The sequence below is a fragment of the Noviherbaspirillum sp. genome, from assembly GCF_035944575.1.
In the GTDB taxonomy this organism is placed as follows: Bacteria; Pseudomonadota; Gammaproteobacteria; order Burkholderiales; family Burkholderiaceae_D; genus Noviherbaspirillum.
On the sequence record NZ_DASZBA010000235.1, the window covers coordinates 47,345 to 58,629 of the forward strand.

The 11,285-nt window shown below is 56.9% G+C and carries 12 protein-coding genes; 6 read left to right on the top strand and 6 right to left on the bottom strand.

The genetic code is table 11. The features are described 5' to 3' along the window. Position 1: 1 nt before the first annotated feature. The 3 genes from VGU61_RS18860 to VGU61_RS18870 all read left to right on the top strand — a co-directional run bounded on the left by VGU61_RS18860 (position 2) and on the right by VGU61_RS18870 (position 2,737). Positions 2–1,792, top strand: coding sequence for a M61 family metallopeptidase (locus VGU61_RS18860; RefSeq protein ID WP_326860800.1), 1,791 nt, complete (start codon positions 2–4; stop codon positions 1,790–1,792). Between the two features lie 69 nt (positions 1,793–1,861). After that, positions 1,862–2,233 (top strand): DUF2945 domain-containing protein, encoded by a 372-nt coding sequence (locus tag VGU61_RS18865; protein ID WP_326860801.1) that lies wholly within the window; start codon positions 1,862–1,864, stop codon positions 2,231–2,233. A gap of 24 nt (positions 2,234–2,257) precedes the next feature. Next, a complete protein-coding gene (locus VGU61_RS18870) occupies positions 2,258–2,737 on the top strand; it encodes a hypothetical protein (RefSeq protein ID WP_326860802.1) in 480 nt (159 codons plus the stop codon). A 26-nt stretch (positions 2,738–2,763) separates the two neighbouring features. On the opposite strand, the gene trpC is transcribed toward VGU61_RS18870, so the two are convergent. From trpC to rpe, 6 genes are all read right to left on the bottom strand, one after another. Further along, entirely contained in the window at positions 2,764–3,564 is an 801-nt protein-coding gene (gene trpC / locus VGU61_RS18875) for an indole-3-glycerol phosphate synthase TrpC (protein ID WP_326860803.1), read from the bottom strand. A gap of 6 nt (positions 3,565–3,570) precedes the next feature. Beyond that, positions 3,571–4,608: an anthranilate phosphoribosyltransferase gene (gene trpD, locus VGU61_RS18880; RefSeq protein ID WP_326860804.1), complete on the bottom strand. Its 1,038-nt coding sequence runs from the start codon at positions 4,606–4,608 to the stop codon at positions 3,571–3,573. Between the two features lie 24 nt (positions 4,609–4,632). Continuing rightward, on the bottom strand, positions 4,633–5,196 hold the full coding sequence (locus VGU61_RS18885) for an aminodeoxychorismate/anthranilate synthase component II (protein WP_326860805.1): 564 nt from the start codon (positions 5,194–5,196) through the stop codon (positions 4,633–4,635). A 1-nt stretch (position 5,197) separates the two neighbouring features. Continuing rightward, positions 5,198–6,694, bottom strand: a complete 1,497-nt coding sequence (trpE, locus tag VGU61_RS18890; protein WP_326860807.1) for an anthranilate synthase component I — start codon at positions 6,692–6,694, stop codon at positions 5,198–5,200. Positions 6,695–6,888: 194 nt separating this feature from the next. After that, positions 6,889–7,581, bottom strand: a complete 693-nt coding sequence (locus VGU61_RS18895; protein ID WP_326860808.1) for a phosphoglycolate phosphatase — start codon at positions 7,579–7,581, stop codon at positions 6,889–6,891. Further along, positions 7,578–8,243 (bottom strand): ribulose-phosphate 3-epimerase, encoded by a 666-nt coding sequence (rpe, locus tag VGU61_RS18900; RefSeq protein ID WP_326860809.1) that lies wholly within the window; start codon positions 8,241–8,243, stop codon positions 7,578–7,580. The genes VGU61_RS18895 and rpe overlap by 4 nt, the downstream gene beginning before the upstream one ends. A gap of 129 nt (positions 8,244–8,372) precedes the next feature. Here rpe and apaG point away from each other — a divergent pair, with 129 nt between their 5' ends. From apaG to VGU61_RS18915, 3 genes are all read left to right on the top strand, one after another. Beyond that, entirely contained in the window at positions 8,373–8,747 is a 375-nt protein-coding gene (apaG, locus tag VGU61_RS18905) for a Co2+/Mg2+ efflux protein ApaG (protein ID WP_326860811.1), read from the top strand. Between the two features lie 154 nt (positions 8,748–8,901). Continuing rightward, entirely contained in the window at positions 8,902–10,131 is a 1,230-nt protein-coding gene (locus tag VGU61_RS18910; protein ID WP_326860813.1) for a murein transglycosylase A, read from the top strand. A gap of 76 nt (positions 10,132–10,207) precedes the next feature. Then, positions 10,208–10,984, top strand: coding sequence for an enoyl-CoA hydratase (locus VGU61_RS18915; protein WP_326860814.1), 777 nt, complete (start codon positions 10,208–10,210; stop codon positions 10,982–10,984). Positions 10,985–11,285 lie beyond the last annotated feature (301 nt).

An 11,285-nucleotide genomic window follows, 5' to 3' on the forward strand; every position in this document is an offset into this window, starting at 1 on the left:
GATGAAAAACACTGTTGAATACACGATTGTCCCGATTGATCCGGCTGCCCATTTGTTCGGTGTCAGCCTGACCGTGAAAGCCCCGGCCGCGGAAGGCCAGCTGTTTTCGCTGCCGGCCTGGATTCCAGGCAGCTACATGATCCGGGAATTTGCGCGCAACATCGTGCGCATCCAGGCGCAATCCGGCGGCAGGAAAATTGCGCTCGAAAAACTGGACAAGCATACCTGGCGGGCCGCTCCCACTGATGGACCGGTGGTTCTGCATTACGAGGTGTATGCATGGGATCTGTCGGTACGTGCCGCGCACCTCGACCAGACGCATGGATTCTTCAACGGCACCAGTGTTTTTCTTCGCGTGCACGGCATGGAAGACGTGCCGCACATCGTCGATATCCAGCGTCCCGCCGGCCCGGCGTACGAAAGCTGGCGCGTCGCCACCGCGTTGCGCGAACTGAAGGCCAGGCGCTACGGATTCGGCCTCTATGCCGCCGACAATTACGACGAACTGATCGATCATCCGGTTGAAATGGGATCGTTCGCATTGGCCACCTTCACCGCCCATGGCGTACCGCACGATATCGTGATTACCGGCCAAGTGCCCAAGCTCGATATGGCCCGACTTGCAGCGGATCTGAAAAAGGTTTGCGAAGCGCAGATTGCATTGTTCGAGCCGAAGACCAGGCGTGCGCCGATGGAGCGCTATGTGTTCATGACGCTGGCGGTGGGCGATGGCTATGGCGGGCTGGAGCATCGCGCATCAACGGCATTGATCTGTTCCCGCAATGATTTGCCTGTCCAGGGACAGAAGGAGATGAGCGACGGCTACCGTACCTTCCTCGGCTTGTGCAGCCATGAGTATTTTCATACCTGGAACGTCAAGCGCATCAAGCCGGCGGCCTTTGCACCGTATAACCTCAACAGCGAAACCTACACGCCGTTGCTGTGGCTGTTCGAAGGTTTCACCAGCTACTACGACGACCTGATGCTGGTGCGCAGCGGCCTGATCGATGAGCAGCAGTATTGCAAGCTGGTTGCGAAGACCGCGAACAGCGTACTGCGCGGCAGCGGGCGAACCAAGCAAAGCGTGGCCGAGTCCAGCTTCGATGCCTGGGTCAAGTACTACCGGCAGGACGAGAATGCACCAAATTCGGTGGTCAGTTATTACGCCAAGGGTTCGCTGGTGGCATTGGCGTTCGACCTCACCATCCGTGAAGGAACGGGCGGCAAGAGGTCGCTGGACGACGTCATGCTTGCGTTGTGGCAGCGATATGGAAAGGACTTCTTCGAGGGGCGGAAAGAAGGGTTCGGCATCTCGGAATCCGAGGTAGAAGCATTATTTGACGAGATTGCCGGGCTGAAGCTGCGAAAGCTGTTCGAGCGGTACGTTCGCGGCACCGAAGACATTCCGCTGGACAAGCTGCTCGCACCTTTCGGCATCACGGCCACCGACAACCGAAAGAATGCCAAGCCGGGTTTAGGTACACGCACCACCCGCGAAGCGAATGACTGCAAGCTCGCCAATGTGTATGAAGGCGGCCCTGCGCATCGCGCCGGCCTGTCCGCAGGCGACCTTCTCGTGGCGGTGGATGGGTTGCGCGTCACGCCGACCAACCTCGACGGATTGCTGTCACGCTACGCCATCGGAGACGTGGTGACGGTCCACGTGTTCCGGCGGGATGAACTGATGAGTTTTGCCGTGACGCTTGCGCCGGACGATGCGCCGCAGGTGAAGTTCGAAATTCTACCCAAGCCGGCACTCGCGGTACGCAAACGGGATGCGTGGCTGAAATAAGCCTTGTGTTTCCCATCCGCAAAATGCGCCGTTGATAACGGTTACCGCATTTTGTGGAGCATCCTTTCATTGTCATTCCTCTTCCTATTCATTTCCTGCTGTGGAATCGCGTGGCATGTTCTTTGCGACGAAGCGACTTTCAGCATATTGGTGAAGGTCGGCGGCTGCGATCAAAGGCAGCATATACAAAGCTTTGTTACTTTTACCAGCGAACGCAAGGAAAGACCAATGAGCGAATCATTCAAGAAAGGCGACAAGGTTCAGTGGAAATCGGCGCAGGGAACAGTGCATGGAACAGTGATAAGAAAATTGACTGAACCGACCGATATCAAGGGGCATCATGTCAACGCATCATCTGACGATCCGCAATATCTCGTCTCAAGCGACAAGACCGGTGCCGAAGCTGCTCATAAGCCGGATGCGCTGAAAAAGCTCCACTGAATTCGTTTCTAAAAGGAATGCATGATGCAGAAAACCAATAACTTTGCCCAACGTGCACTGATTTCCGGAACTGTGGCGGGTGTTGCGACTGCGCTGGCTGCTTCGATGGCCGGCAAGCGCCAGAGCGGATCATATGCCGCACCATTGAATGCAACCAGCCACATCGTCTGGGGTGACCAGGCTGCCTTGCAGAATGCGGCGACCATGAAGTACACCGCCACCGGATTTCTGCTGAATCATGCAGCCACCACCATGTGGGCGGCGGTCTATGAAAAGTGGTTTGCGGGTACGAATTCAGGAGTGCGCTGGCCGAAGCCGGTAGCCAAACCACTGATGGGTGCCGCATTGGTTGCCGCCGGTGCGTACATCACCGATTACCACCTGATCCCAAGGCGGTTTACGCCGGGCTTCGAAAAGCGTGTGTCCGGCAAAGCGCTGGCGATCATCTTCGGTGCGCTGGCGCTCGGTCTCGCGGCGCGCGGATTGGCGAGCGACACTGCATAAGCAATGTCGCCGCAATTCCGGATGAATTAAAAAAACAATCGCTTCAGTTCTGCGCCGGGATCAGGCTGGCGCATGAAAGCTTCGCCCACAAGGAATGCGTGCACGTCCGCGTCGCGCATCCTTTTTACATCGTCTTTATTGGCGATGCCGGATTCGGTGATGACGAGCTTCTCGTCGGGAATGCGCGGCAGCAGATCGAGCGTGGTCTGCAACGATGTCTCGAATGTGCGCAGGTTGCGGTTGTTGATGCCGAGCATGGCGGTTTTCAAGCGCAGCGCCGCGGTCAGTTCGTCCGCATCATGTACTTCGACCAGCACACCCATGCCCAGCGAATGAGCGCAGTCTTCGAGTTCAGCCATCAGCCCATGATCGAGCGCTGACACGATCAGCAAAATGCAGTCGGCGCCCCAAGACCGTGCCTCGTAAATCTGGTACGGGTCGACGATGAAGTCCTTGCGCAGTACAGGGATGGAGCAGGCGGCGCGGGCCTGCTTCAGGTAGTCCGGCGCCCCCTGGAAGAACTGTACGTCGGTGAGTACGGACAGGCATGCGGCGCCGCTGTTGGCGTAACTGGCGGCTATGTCGGCCGGGCGGAAGTCCGGCCGCAATATGCCTTTCGACGGCGAGGCTTTCTTGACCTCCGCGATCACGCCTGCATGGCCTGCGGCAATCTTGCCGCGCAGGCTTGCTTCGAATCCACGCAATGCCTGCCGTGCCTCCGTGTCAGCCTCCACGTCCCGCCGCAGGCTTGCAAGATCGCGCTGTTTCTTGGCCGCCGCGACTTCTTCCGCTTTGACGTCGAGTATTTTGTTCAGAATGTCCGACATGATCGATCAGGCGGAAGCGCCGAGTTGTTGGGTGACTTGCACGAATTGTTCAAGCTTGGAACGCGCCGCGCCGGAAGCCAGCACCGCGCGCGCTTTCAGTAATCCGTCGCCGATGGTGGTTGCGATGCCCGCCGCATACAACGCCGTGCCCGCGTTCAGTACGACGATGTCGCGCACCGGTCCCGGCGTATCGTTCAGGGCTTCGATGATCTTTTCCTTCGATTCGGCGGACCCGGCGACTTTCAGATTCCGGCTCGCGACCATTTGCAGGCCGAAGTCCTCCGGATGAATCTCATACTCTCGGATTTCGCCGTCAACGAGTTCGCCGACCATGGTGGCGGCACCCAACGATACTTCATCCATGTTGTCCCGTCCCCACACCACGAGCGCGTGCTGCGCGCCGAGGCGCTGGAGCACACGGATCTGGATGCCGACCAGATCCGGATGGAATACACCCATCAGGATATTCGGTGCGCCGGCCGGGTTGGTCAGGGGGCCGAGAATGTTGAAAATCGTGCGGACGCCCAGCTCCTTGCGCACTGGTGCGGCATGTTTCATGGCCGCGTGATGATTCGGCGCGAACATGAAGCCGATGCCGGTGCGTTCGATCGATTCGGCGACGTGCTCCGGTTTCAGATTGATATTCGCGCCCAGCGCTTCCAGCACGTCGGCGCTGCCTGACGACGAGGAAACGCTACGGCCGCCATGCTTGGCGACGCGGGCGCCGGCGGCTGCGGCGACGAACATCGAGGCGGTTGAGATATTGAAGGTATGCGCACCATCGCCGCCGGTGCCAACGATATCGAGCAGGTTGCTGGTGTCGGCCAGCGGCACCTTCGTGGCAAATTCCCGCATGACCTGCGCCGCGGCGGCAATCTCGCCGATGGTTTCCTTCTTGACGCGCAATCCCATCGTCAGCGCAGCAATCATGACCGGCGACATTTCACCGCCCATGATTTTCCGGAACAGCGACAGCATCTCGTCGTGGAAGATTTCCCGATGCTCGATGCAGCGGAGGAGGGCTTGTTGTGGCGTGATCGGCATAAAAGTGTTCCGTTAGACGAGGGCTCAACCGGCCAGGAAGTTTTTCAGTAATGCGTGGCCGTGCTCCGAGAGAATCGATTCGGGATGGAATTGCACGCCCTGCACGTCGAATTCCTTGTGGCGCACACCCATAATCTCGCCGTCTTCGGTCCATGCCGTTACTTCCAGGCAGTCCGGCAGCGACTCGCGCTCGATCGCCAGCGAATGGTAGCGGATGATGGTGTAGGGGCTCGGCAGCTGCTTGAACACGCCAGCGCCGGTATGTTCAATCACCGACGTCTTGCCATGCATGACCTGCTTGGCGCGCACCACCTTGCCGCCAAAAGCCGCGCCGATGCTCTGATGGCCGAGACAGACACCGAGTATCGGCGTCTTGCCGGCGAAGTGCTGCAGCACCGGTACGGACACGCCTGCTTCATGCGGCGTGCAAGGACCAGGCGAAATGCAGATGCGGTCCGGCTTCATCGCTTCGATCTGCTCCAGCGTGATCTCGTCGTTGCGGAACGTGCGCACGTCTTCGCCGAGTTCGCCGAAATACTGCACCAGGTTATAGGTGAAGGAGTCGTAGTTATCAATCATCAGCAGCATGTCAGAGCTCCCCATCCAGGCCGTCTTGCACTTGCTCGGCGGCGCGCAACACCGCGCGCGCCTTGTTTTCGGTTTCCTGCCATTCCATTTCCGGCACCGAGTCGGCAACAATGCCGGCCGCCGCCTGCACATGCAGCATGCCGTCCTTGATCACACCGGTGCGGATGGCGATCGCCAGATCCATCTCGCCGCCGAACGACAGATAGCCGCAGGCGCCGCCGTAAATGCCGCGCTTGGTCGGTTCCAATTCATCAATGAGTTCCATGGCACGCACCTTCGGTGCACCGGACAGCGTGCCGGCAGGGAAAGTCGCCTTCAATACATCGAGGTTGGACAAGCCGGGCTTGAGCAAGCCTTCAACATTGGAAACGATGTGCTGCACATGCGAGTACTTTTCGATGACCAGCTTGTCGGTCACCTTGACGCTGCCGGTATCGGCGATGCGGCCGATGTCGTTGCGCGCCAGGTCGATAAGCATCACATGCTCGGCAACTTCCTTGGGGTCGGCCAGCAGTTCCCTGGCCAGTTCCGCATCCCGCTCCGGTGTCGCACCACGCGGCCGGGTCCCGGCGAGAGGGCGGATCGTCACCTTCCGGTTGCCATCGCTCAGGGTTTCATTGCGCACCAGAATTTCCGGCGACGCGCCGACAATCTGCATGTCACCGAAATTGTAGAAATACATATATGGCGAAGGATTCAGCGATCGCAATGCCCGGTACAGGGACAGCGGTGAATCGACGTACGGCTTCTTGATGCGCTGCCCGATCTGCACCTGCATCAGGTCGCCGGCCATGATGTATTCCTTGGCGCGCGCCACTGCGGCCAGATAGGCCTCCTTGCCGAATTCACGGATCGAGTCGGTGCGCACCGACGCCGAAGTCACCGGCGCATCGACCGCCCGTCGCAGCATGGCGCGCAGATCCTTCAATCGCTGGCGTGCTTTCGAATAGGCTTCGGGCTGGGAAGGATCGGCATACACGATGAGATAGAGCTTGCCGGAGAGATTGTCGATGACCGCCAGTTCTTCGGTCAGAAGCAGCTGGATGTCAGGCAAGCCGAGATCGTCTTTCGGCGCCGTATGCGCCAGGCGCTTTTCGATGTGACGTACCGCGTCGTAGCCGAAGTAACCGGCGAGCCCGCCGCAAAACCGCGGCATCCCGGGCCGAAGCGCAACCTTGAAACGGGACTGGAATTGCGCAATGAATTCAAGCGGGTTGCCTTCAGCCGTTTCGATCACCTCGCCGTTCTTCAGCACCTCGATACGGCTGCCGAAGCTACGCATGAGTGTGGAGGCAGGCAGGCCGATAAATGAATAGCGGCCGAAACGCTCGCCGCCGACCACGGACTCAAGCAGGAACGTATTCCTGCCTGCATTCTGGGTCTGGGCCAGTTTCAGGTACAGCGTAAGGGGAGTTTCGAGATCGGCAAAGGCTTCGGCGATCAGCGGAATACGGTTGTAGCCTTGCGTGGCCAGCGATTTGAATTCGAGTTCAGTCATGTTTCTCTCCGGGCGCTATTGTAGAACGAGCGGCAATAGCAGGGGGTAGTCAAAAAACGTTGCCGGACCGGCAATGGCGGTCGGCGGTCAATCGGGATTATTCAGCCCAGGATTGCCAGCGTCGCCACAGCCAGGCCTCAAAGGCGCCGGGCGATGTCAGATCACGTTTTTTGTCGAGAAACATAACGATAGGATTATGCGGAAATCAGGTTGGCTGCTTCCAGCAGCGTCGAAACTATACCATCCGAATCAACTTCATGTATAGATTGGCCATGGTTGTACCCGTACGGCACGGCCAGCACCCTGCACCCGGCCGCTCGTGCCGCTTGCGCGTCATTTGACGAGTCGCCGATGGCGACCGTCTGGTGCGGCTGCAAATCGAAGTCCCTGCAAACCTGCTGGAACGGATAGGGATCCGGTTTTTTCCTCGGAAGAGAATCGCCGCCATACACCACGTCAAAAAAGTGACGCAACGCCGTTTTTTCCAGAAGCGGCACAGCAAAGGCAATCGGCTTATTCGTCACGCATGCGAGACGCAGGCCCTTGGCCTTCAATGCTGCCAGACCTGCCTCTACGTCGGGATACTTCGTCGAATAATCACCATTGATCTCATGATAATGGCGAAGATAAGCGTCGAGAGCCTGAGGGAAATGCTCTTCCACGCCAGCGGGATCGAAATCAACGCCAAGGACGCGTCGAATCAGGTTTTCCGTACCCTTGCCCACAAAATCGGTAATGGTCACGATGTTCAGCGGAGGGAGGCGAAGGTCGACCCGCATCCGGTTCACAGCAACATGAAAATCCGGAGCGGTATGCAGCATGGTGCCGTCCAGATCGATGATCGCGGCGCGAATGCCCGTCAATACAATGCGGTCAGGTGCATTCATACTTGCGCAAGCTGCTGCCGCATGGCATCGATCACCGTCTTGTAATCGGGCTTGCCGAAGATTGCCGATCCTGCCACGAACGTGTCGGCGCCCGCGCGGGCCGCTTCTGCAATATTTTCGATTTTGATCCCACCATCGACCTCGAGCATGATGTCGCGGCCGGATTCGTCGATACGCCTCTTCACTGCGGCGATTTTCCTCAATGCCTCGGGAATGAATGACTGGCCGCCGAAGCCGGGATTGACCGACATGATCAGGACGATATCAATCTTGTCCATCACGTGGTCCAGATAATGCAACGGCGTGGCTGGGTTGAACACCAGTCCGGCCTTGCAGCCGTTATCGCGGATCAGTTGCAATGTGCGGTCGATATGTTCCGATGCTTCTGGATGAAATGTGATGATATTCGCACCCGCCTTGGCGAAATCCGGCACGATCCTGTCCACCGGCTTCACCATCAGATGGACGTCGATTGGCACCTGGACATGCGGGCGAATCGCTTCGCATACCAAGGGGCCGATCGTGAGGTTGGGGACGTAATGATTATCCATCACGTCGAAATGGATGATATCCGCGCCTGCCGTGACGACATTGCGGACTTCTTCACCGAGGCGGGCAAAGTCGGCGGACAGGATGCTGGGAGCGATACGATAGTCGGACATGGGAAATTGCAATAATGAAGAACGGGTATTTTACCCGGTTGAGCACACTGAAAGTCTTGCGCCCCTGCAGGATTTCGGGTCGAATGTCTGCCTTGAAGCGATCGACCGCATGAAACATCAGGAATTTACATGGCTGCTTACGAGTTTACCGTCTCCGTCAAGACCCGATATCTGGCTGAGCAATCCGAGCCGGAGCGCTCAAATTATGTTTTTGCCTACACCGTAACAATAAAAAATACCGGGCGGATTGCAGCCCAACTTATTTCCCGGCATTGGGTAATTATTGACGGCAACAACCGGGTGGAAGAAGTTCGGGGCCTTGGCGTAACCGGGCATCAGCCTCTGCTTCAGCCAGGAGAGCAATTCGAATACACCAGCGGTACATCGCTGGCCACACCGGATGGGTCAATGGCGGGTAAATATTTTTGTGTCGCCGAGGATGGCCAGCAATTCGATGCCGAGATCCCCGAGTTCATATTGACCCTGCCGCGGACACTGCATTAGATTCAATGCTGTGCATCATCCTTCGGAGGCTGTTTTTCCTGCGGCGGCGACTCGGGTTTTCGTCCTGAGAACATCGTCCACCATACGATAAACACCAACAAGAATAATGCGACGCCTGCCTCAAGCATCAACAGCCACATGGTAATAACCTTCGATGTCAATCAAACGTACTAGTTTACTCGCATCCGTCGTGCTGGGCATCTGTGCTTGCACGACATATCCCCCTCAGCAACAGGCGCCGCAGGTTTCCCAGGTACCCCAAGCACCTGTCCGTACCACGCCGCCTCCTGCTCCTGCCGAGAAATCCAAGGAAGTCTTTCTTCCGGCATCATTTTCCGACTTGCCGGGATGGGCTACGGATGATCTTCGCGAGGCATGGCCGGCTTTCCTTGCATCCTGCGAGGTGCTGGTCAAGAAAGTGGAATGGAAAGAGCCTTGCAGCATTGCGCGCGATGTTGATGCACGCCATGAAAAAGGTGTGCGGCTCTTCTTCGAATCCTTTTTTACTCCGCATAAAGTGAGCGGTGCGGATGGATCGGATGCCGGTTTGGTAACCGGCTACTATGAACCGCTGTTACGTGGAGCCCGCAAGCGGGGCGGGGTGTATCAAACCCCGTTGCATCGTACGCCTGATGACTTGCTGACAGTTGATCTGACGTCCGTCTATCCGGACCTGAAGAACATGCGTTTGAAAGGGCGTCTTGTCGGCAGCAAGGTGGTCCCTTATCCATCTCGCGCGGAGATGATGCAATCCGGCGCACTGGCAGGCAAGGAGCTGTTATGGGTCGATGACCCGATCGAAGCTTTTTTTCTCCAGGTGCAAGGGTCGGGGCGGGTACAACTTGCGGACACCAAAGAGGTAGTCCGAATTGCCTATGCCGATCAGAACGGGCATCCCTACAAATCGATTGGTCGATATCTCGTCGACAAGGGAGAGATGACGCTTGAGCAGGCATCGGCTCAAAGCATCAAGGCATGGTACGCAGCGAACCCGTCGCGACGCCAGGAGTTGTTAAATGCGAATCCAAGCTACGTTTTCTTCAGGGAAGAAAAGCTGCTCGATCATTCCAAGGGTCCGAAAGGATCGCTCGGTGTGCCGTTAACACCCCAACGGTCCATTGCTGTCGATGCCAGCTTCATACCACTTGGTGTGCCGGTTTACCTGGCAACGACCCGTCCAAATAAGGACGTGCCATTGCAACGTTTAATGTTGGCGCAGGATACCGGCGGCGCGATCAAGGGAGCGGTCCGCGCGGACTTCTTTTGGGGCTTCGGTGCAGAAGCCGGCGAGCTTGCTGGCAAAATGAAGCAACGGGGAGCGATGTGGGTTCTCTTGCCGAAGCACATGCCCCTGCCATATACAGCAGGCAAGGCAGGAAAGTAGATCACCATATTCAATTAATCCGGGCTTCCAGGACCTGGAGCCTACAATTCGAAGCATCTTAATTAAGGGTGTAAAGATGGACTATCAAAATATACTGGTGGAAACACTAGGCAAAGTTGGCCTGATCCGGCTGAATAGGCCGGAGGCGCTGAATGCCTTGAATGACCAGATGATGGATGAGTTGGGGGCGGCGTTATTGCAGTTCGATGCCGATGAAAACATAGGCTGCATTGTTATCACGGGATCCGAAAAAGCATTTGCTGCCGGCGCTGATATTCGGGCAATGGCCAATTACAGCTACATGAAAGTGTACAAAGATGAATACATAGGCCGGAACTGGGAACATATTCGTCGCGTAAGAAAGCCTGTAATTGCAGCGGTGGCGGGCTATGCGCTCGGAGGTGGCTGCGAGCTCGCCATGATGTGCGACTTCATTATCGCAGCCGACACGGCGAAGTTCGGGCAGCCCGAGGTCAAGATAGGTACGATGCCTGGTGCTGGCGGTACGCAAAGGTTGCCGAGATCGATTTCGAAATCCAAAGCAATGGATATGTGCCTGACAGGAAGAATGATGGACGCCGCCGAGGCGGAGCGAAGCGGTTTGGTCTCCCGCGTCGTTCCCGCTAGCAAGATGCTTGACGAAGCTTTGGAGGCAGCAAAAATCATTTCCGCAATGTCCCTCCCAATCACGATGATGATCAAAGAGTCGATAAACCGAGCGTACGAAACGACGTTAACAGACGGCATTCATTTCGAGCGCCGGCTTTTCCATGCCACATTTGCAACTGAGGATCAGAAAGAAGGTATGGCGGCTTTTCTAGAGAAGCGCCCTCCCAACTTTAAGAACGGCTGAGATGTTTCGTTCAAAGGAAAGAAACAGTTGACGCGCCTCGGAAAATCTCCCATAATCTCGCCTCTTTGCTGCTCGAGATGCAGATGGCAGCAAGAACGCTGGAATTGCAAAAAATCCAGTAAAAAGAAGAGGTTAGGCGAGCAAGTTGAAGTAAAAAATACTTGACGCGAAGCGAAGGATGGTTCATAATCTCGTTTCTCTGCTGCTGTTAAACAAGACGCTTTAACGGTGAGTGCGGTGCGACAGGCACGGTGCGGGCAGGCAGTTCTTTAAAAATTAACAGCCGATAAGTGTGGGCGCT